This window comes from Acinetobacter proteolyticus, from assembly GCF_000367945.1.
Lineage (GTDB): Bacteria > Pseudomonadota > Gammaproteobacteria > Pseudomonadales > Moraxellaceae > Acinetobacter > Acinetobacter proteolyticus.
On record NZ_KB849179.1, the window covers coordinates 2,862,576 to 2,885,067 of the forward strand.

Genomic DNA, 22,492 nt, shown 5'->3' on the forward strand with positions numbered 1-22,492 from the left:
ATGTTAAACGGCAGCGGCACCGCCAACGATCTCGGAAATTTCCTGAGTAATCGCGGCTTGACGCAGCTTGTTGTAAATGAGCTGTAGGTCTTTAATCAATTGTCCTGCGTTGTCTGTCGCTGCTTTCATCGCGACCATACGAGCTGACTGCTCACATGCAACGTTTTCAATCACACCTTGATAAACCATAGACTCGATATAGCGAACCAACAAACCATTTAACAATTCTTCTGCTTCTGGTTCGTAGAGATAGTCCCAACCATAAGTACGGTTGAGGTCATCGCCTTCTTCTGCCGATGCTAAAGGAACAAGTTGTTCAACTTTAGGCTGCTGAGTCATTGCATTGACGAAGCCATTTGACACGAGGTAGATACGATCTAATTCGCCCTTATCAAATGCATCAAGCATAACCTGTACTGAGCCTGTTAACTGTTCCAAACTCGGCGCATCGCCAAGTTGGGTCGTTGCACCAAGCACTTTACCGCCGTAATTCTTAAAAAACGAAACCGCTTTTTGACCAATCAAAGCAAATTCAACTTCAATTGACTGCTGTTGTTGTGCTTTGACATGCTGCACAACTTTCTTGAACAAGTTAATGTTCAAGCCACCTGCCAAACCACGATCTGAAGACACTACGATATAGCCAACGCGCTTAACTGGGCGTTCAACCATATAACGGTGTTTATATTCAGGGTTTGCTTGGACCAAGTGAGCAATTACACGGCGCATATTATCGGCATACGGACGGCCCTGAGCCATGCGCTCTTGCGCACGACGCATTTTCGAAGCAGCTACCATTTGCATCGCGCGAGTAATCTTTTGCGTGCTCTTGATACTAGCTACTTTGGCGCGAATTTCTTTTAAATTTGCCATACGCTTAACCTAGTATTCGAAAGCTCTTTCGAGCTTCCGAAGGTTGATCCGTGAACCAAACTTAACTAAAGATAAACTTAGTAAGTTTGAGTCGCTTTGAAGCTCTCAATACCTGCTTTGAACGCTGCTTCGATGTCTTTGTTGTAATCACCAGTTTCATCGATCTGTTGCATTAACGCAGCATGTTCAGAACGGAAGTAAGAGATTAACGCAGCATCAAAGTCTACGATTTTCTTCACTTCTACGTCAGCCATGTAGCCTTCGTTAGATGCATATACAGAAACAGCTTGGTCAGCAATTGAGTATGGAGCATATTGTTTTTGCTTCATTAACTCAGTTACACGTTGACCATGCTCAAGTTGCTTACGCGTTGCTTCATCAAGATCAGAAGCGAACTGAGCAAACGCAGCCAATTCACGGTATTGCGCTAGAGCGGTACGGATACCACCAGACAATTTTTTGATGATCTTCGTTTGAGCTGAACCACCAACACGTGATACCGAGATACCCGCGTTCACAGCAGGACGAATACCTGCGTTGAATAATGATGTTTCTAAGAAGATCTGACCGTCAGTAATCGAAATTACGTTGGTTGGTACGAATGCAGATACGTCACCAGCTTGAGTTTCAATGATCGGTAATGCAGTTAAAGAACCAGTTTGACCAGTTACTGCACCGTTCGTGAACTTCTCAACATAATCAGCTGAAACGCGCGAAGCACGTTCAAGAAGACGCGAGTGAAGATAGAATACGTCACCTGGATACGCTTCACGACCTGGTGGACGACGTAACAATAATGAAATTTGACGGTAAGCAACAGCTTGCTTAGACAAATCATCATAAATGATTAACGCATCTTCACCGCGGTCACGGAAGTATTCACCCATTGTACAGCCAGAGTACGGAGCTAAATACTGCATTGCTGCAGGATCAGCGGCCGCAGCTGCGACAACAGTGGTATACGCCATAGCACCAGTTTCTTCTAGCTTACGTACAACGTTTGCAATTGTTGATTGTTTTTGACCAATCGCAACATATACACATTTAATGCCAGAGTTTTTCTGAGCGATGATCGCATCGATCGCCATTGCTGTTTTACCAGTTTGACGGTCACCAATAATCAACTCACGCTGACCACGACCTACAGGGATCATGGTATCAACTGATTTATAACCAGTTTGAACAGGTTCGTCGACAGACTGACGCCAAATTACACCTGGTGCTACTTTTTCAACAGCATCAGTTAGTTTTGCATCAATCGGGCCTTTACCATCAATTGGGTTACCCAAAGCATCTACGACACGGCCAAGAAGTTCAGGACCAACCGGAACTTCTAATACACGACCTGTACAACGAGCTTTTTGACCTTCTTGCAGGCTTAGGTAGTTACCTAAAACAACGGCACCCACTGAATCCTGTTCTAGGTTCAGTGCCATACCAAATAAGCCGCCGTCGAATTCGATCATTTCACCGTACATTGCATCTGCAAGACCGTGAATACGCACGATACCGTCAGATACCATGACGATGGTACCTTCATTCTTCGCGGTCGCGCTGGTGTCCAGATCGCCGATACGCTGTTTAATGAGCGCACTGATCTCGGATGGATTCAGTTGTTGCATTGCGCTATTCCTCAATCTTTTTTAAGTTCAGTCTTATTGCTGTTAGGCAAGAAGACGAGTCCGCATTTTTTCAAGCTTGTTAAGCGCAGAGTCATCTATCACTTGGTCGCCTGCACGAATCACAACACCTGCGATTAACGCTGGATTAACGTTAACAGAGACATGAACTGTTCTGTTAAAACGCTTTTCAAGCGCGTGAGCTAAAATATGCTCTTGTGTCGCATCCATTGGGAAAGCAGATTCAATCTCTACTTCCAATGTGTTGTTGTTCTGCGATTTAAGTAATTCGTATTCTGCTGCGATTTCAGGCAATAAAACCAAACGATCGTTGTCTGCAAGCAAAGTCAAGAAATTTGACACTGATTGAGACTGATCTTCACCTAAAACCTTGGCAAAAAGACCTACTTGTTCCGCAGGAGTCAGCTCAGGGCGATTTAAATAAGCGGAAAATGCTTCGTCTTGCACCGCAGCACTGAGCAGTTGTAACGCATTTGACCAAGCGTCAGTTGCATTCTGCTCAGATGCATAAGCAAATGCTGCTTTGGCGTACGGGCGTGCTAACGTCAAGAGTTCAGCCATATTCGCCTCGCTTAAAGTTTAGCAGCCAGCTGATTCAGCATGGCATTATGAGCTTCTGCGTCAACTTGTTGGTTCAGAATTTTTTCTGCGCCAGCAACTGCCAAAGCAGCAACTTGTTGACGTAATTCTTCGCGAGCAGAATTGATGTCTTGATCAACAGTTTCTTTCGCCTGTTGACGAATACGCTCACCTTCAGCAGATGCTTGGGTACGCGCTTCTTCGATCAATTGTGCTGCACGACGGTTCGCTTGTTCGATCAATTGAGCCGCTTGTGCTTTTGCTGCATCTAATTCTGCCTTAACTTGTGCTTGCGCATCAGCAAGGTCAGCTTTTGCTTTTTCAGCAGCATTTAAGCCATCAGCGATTTTACGCTGACGCTCACTAATCGCATTGATTAGTGGAGGCCATACAAACTTCATGCAGAATGCGACAAAGATCGCAAATGCAATTGCTTGGCCAATCAATGTGAGGTTGATATTCATTTCGCTATTCCTCAATATGTGGATTTAGGAATTAAGCTATTAACCTACAAATGGATTAGCGAAGATGAAGAACAAGCCAATACCAACACCGATCATAGGCACAGCATCAAGAAGACCCGCGATTAAGAACATACGAGTTTGAAGTTGTGGAGCCAATTCTGGTTGACGAGCAACAGCTTCTAAGAAGCGACCGCCTAAAAGACCGAAACCAATCGCAGTACCTAAAGCACCGAAAGCGATCAAGATAGCAGATGCAATTGCAACTAGACCTAAAGTGAGTTCCATGAAAAATTCCTCAGAGGTTAGGTTATTACCAAATTAAACTAAAATTTAAGCCCAACTGTCAGGTGACAATCAGGCAATACCATTAATGCTTTTCGCTTGCCATGCTCAAGTAAACGATGGTCAGCATCATAAAGATAAATGCTTGCAGCGTGATTACGAGAATGTGGAAGATAGCCCAAGGCACAGATAACGCCCACTGGATCCAGAACGGCAATAATGCGATCAAGATGAAGATCAACTCACCCGCATACATGTTACCGAACAGTCGTAGAGCTAACGAAACTGGACGAGCAAGGAAAGTTACTAATTCCAAAATTAAGTTCACTGGAATCAATAACGCTTTTGCAACTGGGTTACTTGGGTTGAATGGGTTAAGTGCCAATTCACCGACGAAACCGCCGATCCCTTTCTCGCGAATACTATAGAACAAGATGAGAACAAATACAGACAACGACATACCAAGGGTAATGTTCGGGTCAGTAGAAGGAACAACCTTGAAGTAAACGTGGTGAGGGTCCATGCCAAATACGTTTGCACCAATCAATTGAGCTGTATACGGAATCCAGTCAACTGGGATTAAGTCCATTGCGTTCATGAGGAAAATCCACACGAAAATGGTTAATGCCAAGGGTGCAATTAAGCGTGATTTGCCGTGGAAAGTATCACGAACACTTGAGTCAACAAACTCGATAATCATTTCAATTGCTGATTGGAATTTAGTTGGAACACCTGCATTCGCAGCTTTCGCAACTGTCCAAAACAACAAACAGAAAATCACACCAAGTCCGATAGACCAACCCATTGAATCCAAGTGAATTGCAGTGAACCCCATCGAATGAGCTTCTTCAGCAGTCTCAGCCAATTTCCATGTACCGTCAGGCATTTTGCCATAGGTCATATTGGTCAAGTGATGCTTGATATACTCGGTCGAAGTCAGGGCATGTTCTTCAGCAGCCATAAATCACACCTGGTCAATGTCAATCATTAAAAAGAAGTAGAAACGAATCAAGCGGATGGCAAAGATCCCGCCTCTACTTCCAAAAATCTCAAAATGTGCCTTATTCTCGTTTTTGTAGACGCGCCACCCAAAATGGTGCGACCCACGACATCGCTTGTACGAGAATAAATCCACAAAACAATGCAACCGGTGACAACGGTTTAACATTGCTCAAAATTAATATAAAACCCACGATCACAATCGCAAACTTACCGAGCATTCCTCGGTACATATTCAGCATGACTTGTTTTGATGCTCTTGCGCCTGCCGTTCTAAACGACTGCCAAGCAAAATAACAATGTGCCAACCAACATACCAAAGCCCCAAGCGCAGCACTCAAAGCAGCAGTTGTATCTTTCATTGCCCATGCCAGCAAAGCGGCAACAGGAATCATACATGCTTGTAAGAAGACCAAAGCTTTTGCTAATCGTCGGTCAATCATGCGACTAGTTTGGCTCATTTTTTACCCACTTACAGCAGAACTGCTTGACAAGTTTTAATCATGATCGTTTCGAATCGCAGGCATTATAGAGTTACACCCCTGAACATGCAATCTTTTCTCGACTTAAGTCTGCTTTTTTCGTTACCATATTTTTTGACGATAGAGTCAATTGATTTTTATTTTTTTGATCAATTTTGTGCACTTATTACGCATTTATCGGTTTTTGAAGCCAATTTTTGCCACGCTGTTACAAAATTGTCTTCGCCACGCATACTTTCATCGACCGACTGGAAAACTACTGGGTTCATTTTTTGGTACTGACTGGCACTTGCTGTCGTTTCGGCCAATAGACACATTTTATTTTGCGGACGATTGTCTCTTAAGTACTTAATTTGAGCTGCTGTTGGGGCAATATGTGGATCATCCGTCAATGCGCCCGAAAATTTCAAGTTTAAGGCACGTTCTAGATACTGATAAGCATCATGATAAGACCAATAGTTTTTAGCTTTATTCGAGCTTTCATATTGTTGTGAAGCTTGCAACATTTGCTGTGAGAATTCTTTCGCGTTGGCCATATATTTGGCTTTATTTTCTGGATATTGCTGTGAACGCAAAGTTGCAATAAAGAAAGCAATCCGAACCGCATTATTCGGATCTAACCACACATGACTATCTACGGTGTTGGCCATAGATACACCACGTAAATTACGTAGTGGCAAAGCGGTTAAAATGCCTGAATCCAATAAAGCAATCGCTTTACGGTTTTGGCTCAGCATTTTTTCTAAGGGTGCTTCATGTGCTTTACCCAGCCAAATCACCAAGGAAGCCTCTTGAATCGCTTTACGATGAGCGGGTGTGAGTTGCACATCATGCCCACTTTGATCTTTCAATAACAAAACAGGCTGTTCCACCCCGTCTGTCACTTGTTTGGCAATCAAATAAATTGGATGTGTTGAAACCACCAAGCTTTGTGTCCAGCCCCATGTGCTTAACATCGAAAACAAGACAAAAACAATTAGGCGAGACATCACAGCATTACTCAAAAAGCGAAGCATGTTATAATATAACAAAAGTTAAAAAATGCCTATGTCTATTTTTTGAGATTCGTCGCCTGAACAGATGTGGCTTTAACTATATATAGATAGTTATCCTGAATTGCGTGTTATGATAGCGAGTCTATTGGAAGGTCATAAGCCTTTATGACGCGGTAAAAGATCAATAGGTTCTACAAAAACAATGAGGTCAATCTATGAGTTCTTGTTCACATGAACATGACAATGCTTTACATGGTGTTCACGGTCATCACGATATTAAAGCGCGACTTGCTGAAGCAGAACTATTATGTACTGCGACTGGCGCTCGTCTGACACCTTTGCGTAAAGAAGTGCTTGAACTCATTTTAAATGCCTCTGGCCCGATGGGTGCTTATGATTTATTGGCGAAAATCAAAGGTCAAGCAGACCGCCCTGCTGCCCCACCGACGGTATACCGCAGTTTAGACTTTTTATTAGAAAAAGGCCTCATTCACAGACTAACCTCGATCAATGCCTATATTCCTTGTTGTCATCCACGTGAAGGACATCAAGCTGCTTTTCTGATCTGTACGGAATGTCATTCTGTCAAAGAGGCTTCTGCGCAAGGCTTGATTCAACAACTCGACCAACTTGCCGCCTCAGACCAGTTTTTAGCGCAACACAGCATTATTGAAATTTCTGGAAAATGTCATCAGTGCAGCACCCGCCAGTAAACACTCCGCTTATACAGTTGGAGAAAATCTCGGTTCGACGTGACGAACGGGATATTTTGAGAAATGTAGATTTTGCTTTGCAGGCAAAAGAGATTGTGACGCTGATTGGTCCCAATGGTGCAGGCAAATCAACCTTAATTAAAGTATTACTTGGCATCATGTCACCGAATAAAGGCAAGGTGCATTTTTCAAAAAAATTAAAACTGGCCTATGTGCCGCAGAAATTTAATCCTTCTGCCAGTCTGCCTCTACGAGTACAAGATTTACTGGATCTTGAAATCTGCAGCGCCGATTTACGTGCAGAGATTATCAGCGACACGGGCATCCAAAAATTACAGGCATCCAAAGTACAGCAGCTCTCAGGTGGTGAACGGCAACGGGTTTTACTGGCACGTGCTTTATTACGTCAGCCTGACATTTTAGTCTTGGATGAACCGATGCAAGGTCTGGACATCCAATCCGAAGCTGAGCTGTATGAATATGTACGCAGCTTACCTGAACGCTATGGATGTGCCGTCCTGATGGTATCTCATGATTTACAATGGGTCATGCAAGGTACGCATCGTGTGGTTTGCCTCAACAAACATATCTGTTGCAGCGGTTTGCCTGAAAGTATTCAACAACATCCCGAATACCAAGCCATTTTTGGCACCCAACGGATGTTCTATCAACACCATCACAACCACTGTGGGCATAGTGATCATGCCGAACCATGTTCGCACGATCCTCGTCCACACATTCACCCAGAGCCAAAGGTCTAAGCCATGATGGAATGGTTACAACTCCTCCTACCTGCTTGGATCATGGGGTCATTGCTGGTTTTCCTGACCGCTCCACTCGGTTGCCTGATGTTGTGGCGCAGAATGTCTTTTTTTGCCGATACCATGGCACACGGCACCTTACTCGGTGTCGCGGTTGCAGGTATTCTGAATTTGCCATTCTGGTTGGGTGTTGCCTGTCTGGCCCTGTTATTGGTGGCGCTGCTGTGGGTACTGCATGATTCAAGGCTACCCAATGATGCGCTGCTCGCGTTAAGCTCAGCGACCTTACTCTGCTCAGGCTTGCTGTTAATTCAACAAGTGCCAAGTTTGCGTCCAGAATTGCTCAGCTATTTATTCGGTGATTTACTCAGTATCGAATGGTCTGATTTACCGATGTTTGCCGTGGTCATCATTGCAGCCTTGATCGTATTGTATCGCTCTTGGTCAGCACAGATTCAAATTGCGATTGATCCAGATATCGCCATGAGTGAGGGTGTCAGTGCCAATTGGCAACGCCTGATCTTTATGTTGTTGTTGGCATTGTTTACGGTACTGGCTTTACGTGCGGTGGGTTCATTATTGATGGGCGCTTTACTGGTGATTCCAGCACTCAGCGCACGCTTATTGGCGCACTCTCCCAAACAGATGGTGGTTTGGGCATTTGTGTTGGCACAATTCGGCGTTACGGTTGGTTTATGGTCAAGTGCTGCGTTGAATATTTCAACTGGCTTAAGCATTGTGTTATGCATGGCACTGTGTTTTGCTGCCATTTTTATCGTACAGAAACTCAAAAGCCAGTCACAATCTGCCTAACGAGGTTTAGGCCGATTGCTGAATCGCACTCAATAATAAGGCTGCACAACTAAACATCACCGCAAAACCACGATTTAGGTATTTTTGCTGTGTCGGCGAGCGAAGCAGCCTCAATACTTTCGATGCCAGTCCGGTATAGCCCGCCATGACAATCAGATCAATCGTCACCATCGTCATCGCCATGATGAAGTATTGCAGCCATTGCGGTCGATTCAAGTCCAAAAACTGTGGCAAAACAGCCAATAAAAACACGATTGCTTTGGGGTTGCTCATATTCACCACAAAGCCTTTAAACACCAAAGCCAAGGCAGATTTATCATTCTGCTCCTGTTGAAGCTCAATGTGCTGAATCGGTGCTTTCCACTGTGTATAAGCCAAGTACAGTAAATAGATCACCCCAAACCATTTTACCACCTGAAAAGCCCAAGGGGTGGTCGCAAACAGGACGCCAACACCCGCTGCAACAATCATGATTTGAATGATCAACGCGACTTGCAAACCAATCGCATTCCAATAACCATGTCGAAAACCATAGTTCAGCCCACTCGACATTGAGGCAATTGCGCCAGCTCCTGGTGAGACACTAATCACCCAGCACGCCAACATAAAAGCAAACCAAACCTGCACAGCCATAGCAACAACGTCGAACCATAAAAGGTGAATTATACCGTTTTATCAATGCCTCGCGATGATATTTTAGGCAAGAAAATTTAACAAATAAGCTACTCAGCCCTCATAACATCAGGCACAATTATTCTTTTTGCCCCTTAAAAATAACTAAGGAGATTTTAATGACTGCGCAATCTGTCATTCTTCCATTACCTTCCGACCATGCTCGCTTTATTGTTTTACGTTTAAAAGATTTAAGCATTGCTGAATTAAAACAACAGATTGAATCACTACTTTCGACGCGTGACCGCTTGATCACGCAACACCCGAATGACCAAATCAAAACAGCGATCGCATTTGGTCCTGAACTGTGGGCACAACTTTATACCCAAACCCCTGAGGGCTTTAAGCAACTCGACCCACAACAGGGTGCGTTTCAGATGCCCGTGGTACCCGCTGATGTATTTATTCATATTGCCAGTGCCCGCGCTGATATCTGCTTTGCCATGAGCCAAGCCTTCTTTAGTGGTATCCAGAATAAAGTAGAGGTCTTGGACGAACGCGCATGTTTCCGTTTCTTTGACGGCCGTGATATGACTGGCTTCATTGATGGCACTGAAAACCCACAGTTCCCTGACGACCGTGCTGAAACCGCTCTACTCCCCGAAGAGGCAGAGGCGTTTGCTGATGGCAGCTTTATCTTTGCCCAACGCTATATCCATGATCTAGCAAAATGGCAGCAACTCAAAGTTGATGCGCAAGAGCATGTGTTTGGTCGGACCAAACTGGAATCGATTGAACTGGATGATGACATCAAACCAAAGAACTCGCATGTTGCCCGTACCGTCGTGGAAGATGATGAAGGTGAGGAAATGGAAATCTTGCGCCACAGCTTGCCTTATGGCGATGGTAAAGGCGAGCAAGGCTTATTCTTTGTTGCCTACACCAACAATTTAAGCATTATCGATGAAATGCTGAAACGCATGTTTGGCACCACAGGTGATGGTATTCATGACCGTTTATTGCACTTTACCACTGCAATTGATGGTGCTTATTATTTTGCACCAAGTGATGAATTATTAGAACAGATTTTAGAAGACTGAAACAACAAGATGCTATATCTATCAAAGGTATAGCATCTTCAATACACAACTCCAAAGCGTGAACTTAAAAAGTTTTATAGGAATATGTTAATTCCAGATCAATCCCACTCCCCCTAAGCCGATAAAGTTTGCTATATTGTTCGTTTTTCCGCGACATTTATTTTCGGTAACTATGAATACGGCAATACAAGCAGCTCTCGATCATGCGGTACAAACCCTGCAACAGCAAGATGTACTTCCTTCCGATTGGACCAACACGAGCCATTTAACCCGTACCAAAGACCGAAGTCACGGAGACTTTGCTTCAAATATTGCCATGATCGGCTCAAAAGCGGCTGGCATGAAACCACGCGATCTTGCTGAAAAAATCTTGGCAGCCCTCCCAGAAGTGGCTGACATTACCAAAGCAGAAATTGCAGGTCCAGGTTTTATTAACTTCTTTTTAAATGCAGACCAACGCTTTGCAGTGCTTGATCAAATCCAAGCACAAAAAAATGACTATGGTCGTAGCCAAGCCAATGCAGCTAAGAAAATCCAAGTCGAGTTTGTCTCTGCCAACCCAACCTCAAGTCTGCATGTCGGACATGGGCGTGGCGCAGCGTATGGCATGACGGTTGCGAATCTATTAGAAGCAACAGGTGCAACAGTTGATCGCGAATACTATGTCAATGACGCAGGCCGTCAAATGGACATTTTGGCGACTTCAACCTACTTACGTTATTTAGAATTGACGGGACAAACTTTAGTTTTCCCTAAAAATGCGTACCAAGGCGACTACGTTAAAGAAATCGCACAAGAAATTATTGATAAAGATGGCAATGCACATGTTCGTGCTGTTGCTGACATTTATAAAGATGTACCAGAAGATGTTCAATATGCTGAAGAACTCGATGCAGAAGGTAACAAAGTTGTCCTTTCTGGCGACAAAGAAAAGCACATTGATGGTTTGATCGCAAACTCACAACAACACTTGGGTGCTGACTACCGTGTTTTCCATCAAGCAGCGTTACATGCCATCTTGGATGATATCAAAGATGACTTGGCTGACTTTGGCGTGACCTTTGACAAATGGTTTAGTGAAGACTCCTTGACCGACAAAATTGACGAAGCACTTGAGACTCTGGACCAACGTGGCTACCTCTATGAAAAGGACGGTAACATCTGGTTTAAATCAACTGAATTTGGTGACGAAAAAGACCGTGTGGTGAAACGTCGTAATGGTCAAACCACTTACTTTGCTTCTGACATTGCTTATCACTTGAATAAACTACAACGCGGCTATACCGACCTGATTGATATTTGGGGTTCAGACCACCACGGTTATATTTCACGTGTCAAAGCAGCGATTGATGCTATGGGTTACGACTCGAAGAAACTGACCGTGCTTTTGGTTCAGTTCGTGAGCTTGTGGCGTGGTGGCGAGATGGTACAAATGTCATCTCGTTCAGGTCAATTCGTGACTTTACGTGATCTACGTAAAGAAGTAGGTAATGATGCTGCACGTTTCTACTATGTCATGCGTAAGTCTGAACAGCACATCGACTTTGACCTTGATCTTGCCGTTTCACAAAGCAAAGACAATGCGGTGTACTACATTCAATATGCCCATGCACGTATTTGCCGTATGTTAGAAAAAGCAGCTTCTACGGGGATCAATTTTGATGCAGTTGCGGCGCGTAAACAAGCTAATCGTTTAGAACTTGATGCTGAAACCGAGATCTTATCTAAGCTTGCTGCTTATCCAGATATTTTAGTCCGTGCAGCCAATGCCTATGAACCACACCAAATTGGTAACTATCTGAAAGAGTTGGCTGCCCTATTCCACGCTTGGTACAACGAACATAAAGTATTGGGTGATGATGTAGCACTGACACAAGCACGTTTATTACTTTCAATCAACGTACAGCAAGTTTTGCGTAATGGTTTAGAATTACTCGGTGTATCCGCTCCTGAGACCATGTAAAAAAAGTGAAGCGAAAGCTTCACACATGGCTGCAAGACCGAAAGCTATGCTTGAGGTGGGCTATAAAACAGCAAAGTAACGCTTTGCACATCGTCGCAAGACCGAAGGCTATGCCTGAGGTAAAACGGCAACCAGTAAATCAGAGCTTAAACACATGTAAACTTAAGCCATCATTGTTAAACAATATGGTAAACAAAGCATTATTTTTAAACATAATGCTTTGTTTTTAAGCAGATTCAAGTTACAAATAACCTAATAGGATCAAGAGGAATTTTCCGGTGTTTGGAAAAACGCAACGTGGTGTATCTGAACGACCAAACAAGCCTAAAAAACCGCTTATTCCAAAGTGGTTAGGAATGCTTGTCGCAATTCTCGCGATCCTATGTGCTGCCGTGATGCTCATGCTTTGGCAACCTTGGCAGCCTGTGCCTGCGAAAAATCAGGTCACCTCTGAACATTATGAAGAAGAAAACACCAATAAAGACTATCGTTTTTATGACTTACTTCCTCAGCAACAAGTGACCCCTATTCCGGAGCAAGCCGTGCCTGAGGCCAAACCTCAAGGCAATGTGGTCATTATTGAGTCACCAAAACCTGAGACCACCACAACAGAAGATCCAAGTGACATCACCCCAAGTGAACAAGCTGCCGCACCTGCACATGCAACTTATATTCTACAAGTACGCAGCTACCCTGACCCAGACAGTGCCGACGCACGTCGTGCAGAAATCATCCTGAATGGTTTATCTGCAGATGTGGTGAAAAGTGTTGAAAATGGTCAAACGTGGTATCGTGTATTCTCTGGCCCTTATGACAGCCAAGAGTCAGCATTGGCAGCACAACAAACCCTGCAACACAGTGGTATTGATTCAATTGTGATTAAGCGCTAAATCAATTCAGCATAAAAAAGGGAACTGATTGTTCCCTTTTTTATGCTCAAAAATTTATGCGCATTGAGAATGCAAAGTTCTTTGCTCGGCACGTTGGAAGGCTGGGCGTTGCTGAATCCGTTGGACAAAGGCTTGAATGTTTGGATATTTACCATGTAAACGATTTTGGATGGCAATAAGTGGAAAAGCCATTTGAATATCGGCAAATGAAAAATCACCTGCAAAATAATCATGTTTTGCCAGATAATCTTCAAGATACAAAATATGTTCTTTCACCCGTGGACGTACAAAACCCGCTTTGACACCATCACTAATTTTTTCAGCAATGGGGCGAATGACCCATGGAACGTGTTTGCTGACATTATTCATCACCAAGGTCATGACCAATAAAGGCATCAATGAGCCCTCGGCATAATGCATCCAATACGAATATTGACGCTGCTCAGCAGGTTGTTGCGGTTTAAACTGGTGTTGAAGATCATACTGTTGTTGCAAGTAATCAAGGATGACAGCAGATTCAACAATGACATCTTCACCATCCACCAAAATCGGCGCTTTACCGAGCGGGTGAATCTGTTTGAGGCTGTCTGGTGCTGAGAAATTGGCTAACCTTTGATAATACTCAACTTGGCAATCCACACCAAGTTCTTCTAATGCCCACAAGATACGGAAAGAACGTGAACATTGTAGGTAATGTAAGGTAATCATTTTTGTGCCTGCTTTTTAGCTGCGTAACTATGGTTTTAGTCCCTCTCATAGTTACGCTTAGAATTATGTTTTGCCCAAGCACAATAGCACTTTAGTCTTAAAGAATCATGGTCTGAATGTCTAAACTACGTAACAAAGTTTTAGTAACAGGGGTTTTGCTACAGACATTAAGAAGCTTTTCTTTTAAATCTTGTGAAACAGGTTGTTTAAATATTACACGGCGCTCGATCCGTTCCTGCTGTTCACGATTGGTATGAAAATCTACTTCAACTGTAAATTCACCTAAATCCATTTCCTTATGCTGTGCGTACATACGTAAGGTAATCATAGTACAGGATGCCAAACTCGCAGTGAGGAAATCATAAGGTGCAGGACCCGTATCGTGTCCACCAAACTGCTCTGGCTTATCGGTGAGGAATTGATGTGTACCGCTCTTCACCTCACCCTTCCAAGGTTCTGGCAAAGTCTGGACAGTTGCGCTGGCTATAATACTCATTTTGATGCCCTCATTTGATCAGGTAACACGGGTGCTTCTAAACGTTTGCCTTGGTAATCTGGAATTTCCCCAAAACGAGCATCGTGATTAATCCAGTCTTCACGCGCTTGCTTTAGCTCTTCCATGGTGCGCCCTACAAAATTCCACCACAGTAAAATCGGCGATTCAAACGGTTCGCCCCCAATCAATAACAGACGATGACCTTGGGTTAACTCAACTTCAATTTCAGTTAAACCAGTTTCTAAAACAACCATATTATCGGCAGTCAATTCATGCCCATTAACGCGAGCGGTACCTTCAAGTGCCATGAAAGCATATTCAAACTTTGGATTGAGTGGAATACGGGTTTTGGTATCAGCTTGTGCCGTGAGATCTACCCCTACCAAAGGCGTATGCACTTGCACAGGTGAAGTTGTGTCAAGGAAATCTCCAACCAGCACCGTAAATTCAACTTGATCCTTATTCACGATTGGTAATTCTGGATAGTGCTCAAACTTAGGCGACATATTCAGTTTGTCATCTGGTAAAGCAATCCAAAGCTGTGCAGCATGCATTTTGGTTTCGGTATCGGGTGCAACTTCGGTATGTGAAATCCCGTGACCTGCGGTCATCAAATTGACCTGCTTCGGACGGATTAATTGTTTTGAACCCAAACTATCGGTATGCATCATGGTGCCTTCAATCATCCAGGTAAATGTCTGCAAACCAATATGCGGATGCGGTCCTACATCCAGACCATCGCCCGCTGGAAAACTCACAGGCCCAGCATGATCGAGAAAACACCATGCCCCAACCAAGCGTTTTTGTCGACTTGGCAAGGCACGTTTAATCACAGTTCCCTTGCCAATTTCAGCAGAACGAATGGTAAATTCTTGAATAAATTGATTGATATACGTTTCGCAGTCTTTTGAATCAGAAATATCGTATTCGTTATTATTGCTCATGATATTGCTCTCTTTTACCTATGCTATTGCAATGAGTTGATAGTTTGATCTTAACAATACAATCATTCAGCAATATAGTCTTTTAGTAATACACAGAGTGTTATTCATGAGACAATCTTGATACAACACAACTTAGAAGCATTATCCTCCGATAAAATATGATGCTATCAAGCCTAGGGCTGAGCTTGCATATCCACAATCAAGCCTGTTAAACGCCGTACCACAGGCAATAGCATCAAGACCAATGGATAAGCAATCAACCAAGAAAACATCCATGTTTCCAACCAGATCATGGTAAATCCTGAAATAAAGCCTGTTCTCATCCATAGATTAACCAGTGATAAAGTCCCACTCATAAAAAAAGATAAAATTAAGGGCAATATCCACGCCGCATATTTTGCAGGTAGTTTTTTCACCGACCACTTTTTAGCTGCCAACTCCATTTCGTTGAAGTTTTTCACTATTTCTTTACCTGTTGTTTTAAATTTTTCATAAATTGACCAAATTGCGGAAGAAACTCCTCAAATAAAGGATGATCTTTATTTTCCAACATCACTTCACTAAACAGCTTTAAACCTACTGCAAAGGACTTGGTGGTTTGATCGTCAAAAAAATCGGCCTTCTTCAACCGTTCAACAATCTCGAAAATATCGTCATGGTTGCCCGTATAAAACTCTAAACGCTCGGTATAGGTTGAAACCTGCCCTTTCGCATCCTTTAAATGCTGTACCGTGACATGATATTGATGTTGTTTCATGATTCTGCTCCAAGAGGCTTTTAAGCACTCTCTTTAATTTCAACCTGCATCAGGTCGACTTGAAATTGATGAAATACTGCAGCCAACGACTGTAAAAATGCGGTCTGTTTAGCCTTGGTTAAATCGGCGCAACGAATATGCAGCATTTGATTGTTAGGGATTGACGGCAAATTAAACTTGGTCTCTGCCCGATGAAACTGGTAACTGGCAATTAAGCCAACCTGCACCAGATCACTGACCACTCGATACACCGTGGCCAAACTCAGCTGTTGTTTCTGTTGATTCAGCCGTTGATAAATCTGCTTTACCGTAAGATCATCTGTCTGTTGTTCCAACACAGACAGCACCGCCATACGCGGATGCGTCACCCTTAGACCCGCCTGCTTGATTTTCTGTTGTAGCTCTAACATGTTTCGCTCCCAACTTATAAACGTCCGATGGCGATGGCGGCCTGATCAATTTGTTCCGCAATTTGATGGATCTGCTCTTGTTGCAAATCTGCAATATTCAGCTTTAAACGCAATGCGGTTTTCAGATTTTCCATCGCGCGATGGATATCAATCAGCTGATCATTATTATGAATTTCACGTCTTAGTCGCAGCTTTTGTAGAAGCGCCAACAGCATATCTTGCTGCTCTTTTAAATAGCTGTCGCCATAGTCGGTAATCTGGTATTGCTTACGTTCGGCATCCAGCACGCGGATCAAATTCATTTCTTCCAACGCAGTGAGTGTTGGATAAATCGTTCCTGCACTTGGGGTATAGCCATCCCCTACCAGATCACTAATTTCTTTAATAATTTCATAGCCATGTTTGGGGCTTTTCTGAATCAAATGCAGCACCAACAGTTTCATGCGACCTGATTCAAATAAGCGACCACGACGGCCTGAACGGTGATGTTCTCGATGTAATAAAGCCGCCTCGGCTTCATCATGGGGATGCTCGGATTGATGTTTCATCTGTTATTTTTCTCTATATTTGCTTAATTTACGCTTATTAAGATATATCTTAATATATCTTTTATCAAGTTAAGTTATATCTTAAAATTTTAGTGTTCTGATATTGAAAGAATTATTTTTCCAAGGAAGGACTTTAAAAAAGTTAAGTAATAAAAAAGAGCACCTAGGCGCTCTTTTTTTAACAACATTGATCTCAATTAAAACCGCTTCGTATAGTTCACAAATAGACGGTCTTCACCAAAGTCATTGCCATGTTTGACCTTGTAATCAACACGTAGATATTGAACAGCAAAACCCTTTAAATAAGGCTGCTGAAAGGCATAATTGATCAAGACATTGGATTCAGTTTCATGATTTTTCTCACCATTGGCGGTTTTAAAATCATGACCATAAACATACTTCAGCATGGCATTTAGCCCAGGTACATAATCTTTAAAATCATAGCCATACATCACATGGTAGGACTTTTCATTCTGCTTAAAGAAGCCTGTGGCATTCCAGTTAATAAAATACAACTCAGGCAAAAAACCATCAGGTAAAGGATAGGCCGATTCACCAACAATCTGTTGATAGCCCAAGCCAAAGCTGTGATTGTTTACTTTCAGCATTTCCAATACACCAATATTTTGCGCATCGATCTTAAAATTATTGCCATCATTCTTGGCATTAAAATATTTCAACTTGGAATTGAGTGAAAAAGTTGGCTGTTTCCAAGTATGCTCTAAACCGAGATAGTGCTTGTTATATAAATCTTCCAAAGTACCAAAGTAATATTCAGCTTTCAGCGCGGGTGTCAGTTGGTAACGTAGGTCAAGATAATTCAAGCCATCGGAATAGACCGTTTTGCCATTGGCAGTAAAGGAAAAGCGATGAAAATCCTCCTCATTGCGTGGAGATACTTTTTCAACCCGACCAATTTCAGCATAAAGCTGATCCGAAATCTGTGACTTTAAATTCGTTCCCCAGTACGAGGTAATCAGCTGCCGACTCGCATCTGAAGTGGTGACGGGTAAATCCAGCCATAACTCCCCGATACTCAGCAAGGTTTTGTCATAAGCCAGTTTTAAGGTTGCCCCATATTTGGAATAATCAGCAGCTTGGGATTGAGTTTGTGAGTCAAAGGGTAACACCATATCACTGACATGCCGATCTGCACTTAAACGTACGGCATATTGCAGCGAAGCATCCGCCCCAATCCGAAGTGGTTTGTCTGCGATCACTAAAGGGGTGTCATGTAAATTCGAGGTATAAAATAAGGATAACCCTTGCGACCAACTGCCAAAGTTTTTGGCATTCGGATTGTCATAATCCCGATATAGATAGGCATTCTTTAGGTTAAATTTCCATTCATCTTGAATGGCTTGGGTTGGATCTGCTGCCCACAATATCGAACTACTTCCAAACATCAATAACAGTGTAGTAAGCGTTAAAGTTTGTGTATTTAAATGGTTCATAGAAGGAATCATCCATTGCTGGGTGCTGTGCCATCCATTGGCACAGCCATCTATTTTTATGCGGAATATCTTTAATTTCAGCCTAGCGTTGTCACAACGACAGGCTGTTCTTTTTTAAGGCGTTTAATCAGCAATAATGAAATGGCTGCACAGAAAGCAGGAATGGCAAGAATGCTGAGAATGGCAAAACTAGAAAGATGCAATGACATCAACCAGCCGCCCATGATAGAGCCGACAACCGAACCTACACGTCCAATCGCATTGGCCCAACTCACACCAGTTGCACGGCAATGCGTTGGATAAAAACTGGATGAAAAGGCATTTGCGCCAACTTGTGAGCCACTAATCCCCACACCCACACCAAACATGGCGAACATCAGCAATACGGTATTAGACTGTTCGATCCCGAGACCTAGACAGATCAGGAACAAACCACCAAAGACATAGGCTGCACTTAGAATTTTAGTTGCATCCATTTTATCCATCAGCAAACCTAAGACGATGGCACCGATCGTTCCGCCAATCTGAAAGATCGAGGTGAGCCAAGAGGCATTGGATAAGTTAAAACCCGCATTGGTGAGTAAGGTCGGCATCCAGCTCGAGATCATATAAATGATCAGCAGACTCATAAAAAATGTAAACCAAATCAAAAAAGTACCCAAAGCAAGTCCCTTGCTAAATAGGTCTTTGAGTCTAGATTTTGCCACTTCATTGGCAGGTGGGACTAAGCTTGGAATCTGCGTGATATGCGGTGCCATACGACGAATGATGCTTTCAATGTGTTCAGCACTTTTTTGTTTCAAAACCAGAAAACGCAGCGATTCAGGCAAGAGATAATATAACAAAGGCACTGTACATAAAGGTGCAATTCCCCCGATCAATAAAATGCCATGCCAACCGATATGCGGTAGCAGTTGTGCCGACAGAACCCCACCCAGCGCAGAGCCAATGGTAAAACCACAAAACATCATGGTGACCAAATTGGAACGGCGGGACGTCGGTGCATATTCTGACGTTAAGGTAATGGCATTCGGTAAAGCACCACCTAAACCCAGCCCAGTGAGAAAACGCCAAATAATCAGCGTTTGCAAGTCCGATGAAAAGGCGGCAAATAGGCTGGCACAGCCAAACATGATCACCGAGCCGATCAGAATCGGCTTACGCCCAAGTTTATCGGACAACGGGCCAAAAATCAGAGCACCTGCCATCAAGCCAAATAAGCCTGCGCCAAATAACGGTGCCAGATCAGTGGGTTGTAAGCCCCACTCGGCTTTCAATGCAGGAGCAATAAAACCCACTGCTGCGGTATCAAAACCATCAATTGCAACAATCAAAAAGCACAACCACATGATTAGCTTTTGCAAAGCCGACAGTGGTATTTCATCAATGAAACTTTGTACGTCTATGGTTTTCTGAGACATAACGACTCCTTTTGCCAATACTTTGGCCAGTGCAATCCTTAGCAAAGGTGCTCAACTCTATTTATTGTTCAGTTTGAGCACCTGTTTAAACCACTCAGATCAAGTGAGTTATTTCACATTCACGGTGATGCCTGTTAAGCCTGCAATCTCGGCACGCATGACATCACCTCGTACCACAGCACCGACTCCTTCAGGCGTACCGGTAAAGATCAAGTCGCCCGCTTTAAGTTCAAATAAGGTCGACAGATTGGCAATGGTTTCAGCAACGGACCAGATCAAATGAGTGATATCACTACGCTGTACAGTTTCACCATTCACGGTCAAATGAATCTCGGCCTGATTGATTTCACCAGTTTCAGTCATTGGATGAATAGGGCCAATCGGCGCAGAAAAATCGAATGCTTTGCCAATTTCCCATGGACGACCTTTTTCACGCATACTCATTTGCAAGTCACGGCGAGTCATGTCCAAACCAACGGCATAGCCATAAATGTAATTTGCGGCATCTTCGACCGAAACATTTTTAGCATCGCGCCCTATTGCCACCACCAACTCAATTTCATAGTGATAGTTTGAGGTTTCAGTTGGATAAGGAATCTCTACTGCATCCTGATTAACCGGTACGATCGACTCAAGATCGTTAGGTTTACAAAAGAAAAATGGCGGCTCGCGATCGGGATCAAAGCCCATTTCACGTGCGTGGGCAGCGTAGTTACGCCCGACACAATAGACACGGCGTACTGGAAATTGCTGATCTGAGCCATGAATAAACAGGCCCGCGGGTGTCATTGGCTGGAAAATAAAAGTCATGGCATATTCCTTGTTGATATAGGTTAAATCAGAGTCTTAAAACGCATCGGCCTGCTGTTCAGGGGCAGCTTTCTGGAACGCGTCGAGGGTCATACAATGCTGATAAATTTCATTAATTTGAGGATACGCCGACAGGTCGACCTGAAAGCGTTGTGCCGATACCACTTGCGGAATCAAATACGCATCGGCAATGCTGACTTGCTTGCCATAGCAGAACTTTTCCCGAGTTGAATCTTCAGCCAATAGGTGCTCTAAGGCTGAAAAACCATCCTGAATCCACTTAGCACACCACGCATTGATCTGGTTCTGATCCAGCCCAAGCTGGCGTAAGTATTCCAGTACCCGCTTATTGTTTAAGGGATGAATATCACAACCGATCAAGGCCGCAATGGCGCGTACCCTCTCTTTACCCAACGCATCTGCTGGCAACAGGGCTGGTTCAGGGTATTGCTGTTCTAACCATTCGATTATGGCGGGGCTTTGTAATAACCTGCCTGCTTCCGTTTCCAACACTGGAACAAAACCTTGTGGACTAAGCCTTTGAAAAGCCGCTTGATGATGCTCATTTTTCGCCAACGATACATAGCTCGCCTCATAATCCAAACCTTTGAGATTTAGGACAATGCGGGTACGGTGCGATGTGCCACTACGGAAAAAACCATACAGTTTCATGGGCTCACTCCTTCAGCATGGCGGTCACGTATCGAATACAGGCCTAATTTGCGTTGCAAAGGTGCCTCATCGGCAACAAAAACATAGCATGGCTGCGCAGATGTATTGATTAAATCAATAGCAGCAAAACACGGTGCACATGCGGTATCCGCTTGGGTTAAATGGAAGTCCTGTTGATCAATCTGGATGGTCAGAGCTCCTTCAATCACATGAAAGACCTGTGCAGTGGAACGCAAAGGTAAAGACAGCGTTTCATTCGGACGCAGGAGTAAAGCTGAATAACCCAGAATGTTCTGACAATCTTGACCCGTTTCAGGATTGACATATGCCACTTGTAACGGGTCCTGATAGCCAGCTTTTTCGGCCAAAGCATCCAGTACTTTTTTGGTGTCTTTCCAGGCATAACGCATCATCGGATAAGGGGCATCTTCACGACTAAAATGTGGTGTTGGCACAATACCCGCCGCATACTGAAGGGTAGTCCCCTGATTAATTCGTTCGACTTCCTGACGACGCCCCTCTTCAACAAAAGAGGCTTCCATGTAATAAACCAATGGTAAATCAAGGATATCCATCCAGATCACAGGTTGATCGCCATCATGTCCATGCTCATGCCACAACCCAGATGGCGTCAGGATCATGTCACCATGTTCCATCAAACATTTTTGCCCTTCGACCGTGGTATAGGCCCCCTGTCCTTCAACAATGAGCCGTACCGCATTCGGTGCATGTCGATGTGCAGGCGCCCACTCTTGCGGAAGCAGTAATTGCATGCCGAGATACATGGCTGGGCTGACTTTCATATTCTCCAAACCATGCCCAGGGTTGACGAGTGCCAACACACGACGCTCGGCCTTTTCAATCGGTGTTAACTCCCCAGCTTCAAGCAACAGAGGCTTAATCTGCTGAAAATACCAAGCAGTGGCAACCGTTTGCGGTCTTGGTTTATGAGGTGGAATAAAGCTTCTTAAATTGGGCCACAATGGCACCAGATTGGATGCATTCAGTTCTTCACGATAACGCTCTGGTAGCTCTTCGAGCGTGCCTAGCTGTTCCATATGTCATTCCTTTTACTGCCCATGGAGCACAATACTAATGACGATAAT

At 43.7% G+C, this 22,492-nt stretch carries 27 protein-coding genes; 6 read left to right on the forward strand and 21 right to left on the reverse strand.

Annotation, left to right across the window (positions count from 1 at the left end):
* Positions 1–3 precede the first annotated feature (3 nt).
* From atpG to F993_RS03745, 8 genes are all read right to left on the reverse strand, one after another.
* The gene (gene atpG, locus F993_RS03780) at positions 4–873 is read right to left on the reverse strand and encodes a F0F1 ATP synthase subunit gamma (protein ID WP_004656519.1); all 870 of its coding nucleotides are present in this window, start codon (positions 871–873) and stop codon (positions 4–6) included.
* Positions 874–950: 77 nt separating this feature from the next.
* Complete coding sequence (atpA, locus tag F993_RS03775) at positions 951–2,495, reverse strand: F0F1 ATP synthase subunit alpha (RefSeq protein ID WP_004656522.1); 1,545 nt, start codon at positions 2,493–2,495, stop codon at positions 951–953.
* 42 nt (positions 2,496–2,537) lie between these two features.
* A complete protein-coding gene (locus F993_RS03770) occupies positions 2,538–3,074 on the reverse strand; it encodes a F0F1 ATP synthase subunit delta (RefSeq protein ID WP_004656524.1) in 537 nt (178 codons plus the stop codon).
* Between the two features lie 11 nt (positions 3,075–3,085).
* On the reverse strand, positions 3,086–3,556 hold the full coding sequence (locus tag F993_RS03765; protein WP_004656525.1) for a F0F1 ATP synthase subunit B: 471 nt from the start codon (positions 3,554–3,556) through the stop codon (positions 3,086–3,088).
* A 39-nt stretch (positions 3,557–3,595) separates the two neighbouring features.
* Positions 3,596–3,841, reverse strand: a complete 246-nt coding sequence (gene atpE / locus F993_RS03760; protein WP_000424060.1) for a F0F1 ATP synthase subunit C — start codon at positions 3,839–3,841, stop codon at positions 3,596–3,598.
* A gap of 82 nt (positions 3,842–3,923) precedes the next feature.
* Positions 3,924–4,799 (reverse strand): F0F1 ATP synthase subunit A, encoded by an 876-nt coding sequence (gene atpB, locus F993_RS03755; RefSeq protein WP_004656527.1) that lies wholly within the window; start codon positions 4,797–4,799, stop codon positions 3,924–3,926.
* 100 nt (positions 4,800–4,899) lie between these two features.
* Complete coding sequence (locus F993_RS03750; RefSeq protein WP_004656529.1) at positions 4,900–5,298, reverse strand: ATP synthase subunit I; 399 nt, start codon at positions 5,296–5,298, stop codon at positions 4,900–4,902.
* A 170-nt stretch (positions 5,299–5,468) separates the two neighbouring features.
* Positions 5,469–6,308 carry a metal ABC transporter substrate-binding protein gene (locus F993_RS03745; protein ID WP_004656532.1) on the reverse strand — a complete coding sequence of 280 codons (840 nt, stop codon included), beginning with the start codon at positions 6,306–6,308 and terminating at the stop codon, positions 5,469–5,471.
* Between the two features lie 221 nt (positions 6,309–6,529).
* Between F993_RS03745 and F993_RS03740 the strand changes: the two genes are divergently transcribed.
* From F993_RS03740 to znuB, 3 genes are read left to right on the forward strand one after another with little or no spacing between them, the layout of a single operon-like run.
* A complete protein-coding gene (locus F993_RS03740; RefSeq protein WP_004656533.1) occupies positions 6,530–7,027 on the forward strand; it encodes a transcriptional repressor in 498 nt (165 codons plus the stop codon).
* Positions 7,000–7,788, forward strand: a complete 789-nt coding sequence (gene znuC, locus F993_RS03735; RefSeq protein ID WP_004656536.1) for a zinc ABC transporter ATP-binding protein ZnuC — start codon at positions 7,000–7,002, stop codon at positions 7,786–7,788. The genes F993_RS03740 and znuC overlap by 28 nt, the downstream gene beginning before the upstream one ends.
* Positions 7,789–7,791: 3 nt before the next feature.
* The gene (znuB, locus tag F993_RS03730; protein WP_004656539.1) at positions 7,792–8,601 is read left to right on the forward strand and encodes a zinc ABC transporter permease subunit ZnuB; all 810 of its coding nucleotides are present in this window, start codon (positions 7,792–7,794) and stop codon (positions 8,599–8,601) included.
* 6 nt (positions 8,602–8,607) lie between these two features.
* On the opposite strand, the gene F993_RS03725 is transcribed toward znuB, so the two are convergent.
* The gene (locus F993_RS03725; protein ID WP_004656541.1) at positions 8,608–9,234 is read right to left on the reverse strand and encodes a LysE family transporter; all 627 of its coding nucleotides are present in this window, start codon (positions 9,232–9,234) and stop codon (positions 8,608–8,610) included.
* Positions 9,235–9,392: 158 nt separating this feature from the next.
* Between F993_RS03725 and F993_RS03720 the strand changes: the two genes are divergently transcribed.
* The 3 genes from F993_RS03720 (at position 9,393) to F993_RS03710 (ending at position 13,166) form a co-directional block, all read left to right on the forward strand.
* On the forward strand, positions 9,393–10,313 hold the full coding sequence (locus F993_RS03720; RefSeq protein WP_004656542.1) for a Dyp-type peroxidase: 921 nt from the start codon (positions 9,393–9,395) through the stop codon (positions 10,311–10,313).
* Between the two features lie 172 nt (positions 10,314–10,485).
* On the forward strand, positions 10,486–12,276 hold the full coding sequence (gene argS / locus F993_RS03715) for an arginine--tRNA ligase (RefSeq protein WP_004656545.1): 1,791 nt from the start codon (positions 10,486–10,488) through the stop codon (positions 12,274–12,276).
* Between the two features lie 278 nt (positions 12,277–12,554).
* On the forward strand, positions 12,555–13,166 hold the full coding sequence (locus tag F993_RS03710) for an SPOR domain-containing protein (protein ID WP_004656547.1): 612 nt from the start codon (positions 12,555–12,557) through the stop codon (positions 13,164–13,166).
* A gap of 54 nt (positions 13,167–13,220) precedes the next feature.
* Here F993_RS03710 and F993_RS03705 read toward each other — a convergent pair whose 3' ends face one another.
* The 12 genes from F993_RS03705 to F993_RS03650 all read right to left on the reverse strand — a co-directional run bounded on the left by F993_RS03705 (position 13,221) and on the right by F993_RS03650 (position 22,444).
* Positions 13,221–13,874 carry a glutathione S-transferase family protein gene (locus tag F993_RS03705; RefSeq protein WP_004656549.1) on the reverse strand — a complete coding sequence of 218 codons (654 nt, stop codon included), beginning with the start codon at positions 13,872–13,874 and terminating at the stop codon, positions 13,221–13,223.
* A 97-nt stretch (positions 13,875–13,971) separates the two neighbouring features.
* The gene (locus F993_RS03700) at positions 13,972–14,370 is read right to left on the reverse strand and encodes an OsmC family protein (protein ID WP_004656551.1); all 399 of its coding nucleotides are present in this window, start codon (positions 14,368–14,370) and stop codon (positions 13,972–13,974) included.
* Complete coding sequence (locus tag F993_RS03695; protein ID WP_004656553.1) at positions 14,367–15,314, reverse strand: pirin family protein; 948 nt, start codon at positions 15,312–15,314, stop codon at positions 14,367–14,369. The genes F993_RS03700 and F993_RS03695 overlap by 4 nt, the downstream gene beginning before the upstream one ends.
* 173 nt (positions 15,315–15,487) lie before the next feature.
* Positions 15,488–15,757, reverse strand: a complete 270-nt coding sequence (locus F993_RS03690; protein ID WP_032812564.1) for a DUF2798 domain-containing protein — start codon at positions 15,755–15,757, stop codon at positions 15,488–15,490.
* A gap of 17 nt (positions 15,758–15,774) precedes the next feature.
* Entirely contained in the window at positions 15,775–16,071 is a 297-nt protein-coding gene (locus F993_RS03685; protein WP_004656556.1) for a DUF3861 domain-containing protein, read from the reverse strand.
* Positions 16,072–16,091: 20 nt separating this feature from the next.
* Complete coding sequence (locus tag F993_RS03680) at positions 16,092–16,481, reverse strand: Fur family transcriptional regulator (RefSeq protein ID WP_004656558.1); 390 nt, start codon at positions 16,479–16,481, stop codon at positions 16,092–16,094.
* A 14-nt stretch (positions 16,482–16,495) separates the two neighbouring features.
* The gene (locus F993_RS03675; RefSeq protein WP_004656560.1) at positions 16,496–17,029 is read right to left on the reverse strand and encodes a PadR family transcriptional regulator; all 534 of its coding nucleotides are present in this window, start codon (positions 17,027–17,029) and stop codon (positions 16,496–16,498) included.
* Positions 17,030–17,226: 197 nt separating this feature from the next.
* Positions 17,227–18,483 carry an OprD family outer membrane porin gene (locus F993_RS03670; protein ID WP_004656561.1) on the reverse strand — a complete coding sequence of 419 codons (1,257 nt, stop codon included), beginning with the start codon at positions 18,481–18,483 and terminating at the stop codon, positions 17,227–17,229.
* Between the two features lie 77 nt (positions 18,484–18,560).
* Complete coding sequence (locus tag F993_RS03665; protein WP_004656564.1) at positions 18,561–19,904, reverse strand: MFS transporter; 1,344 nt, start codon at positions 19,902–19,904, stop codon at positions 18,561–18,563.
* A 108-nt stretch (positions 19,905–20,012) separates the two neighbouring features.
* Positions 20,013–20,714: a fumarylacetoacetate hydrolase family protein gene (locus tag F993_RS03660; RefSeq protein WP_004656565.1), complete on the reverse strand. Its 702-nt coding sequence runs from the start codon at positions 20,712–20,714 to the stop codon at positions 20,013–20,015.
* Positions 20,715–20,750: 36 nt separating this feature from the next.
* On the reverse strand, positions 20,751–21,386 hold the full coding sequence (gene maiA / locus F993_RS03655) for a maleylacetoacetate isomerase (protein WP_004656567.1): 636 nt from the start codon (positions 21,384–21,386) through the stop codon (positions 20,751–20,753).
* Entirely contained in the window at positions 21,383–22,444 is a 1,062-nt protein-coding gene (locus F993_RS03650) for a cupin domain-containing protein (protein ID WP_004656568.1), read from the reverse strand. The genes maiA and F993_RS03650 overlap by 4 nt, the downstream gene beginning before the upstream one ends.
* Positions 22,445–22,492: the final 48 nt, after the last annotated feature.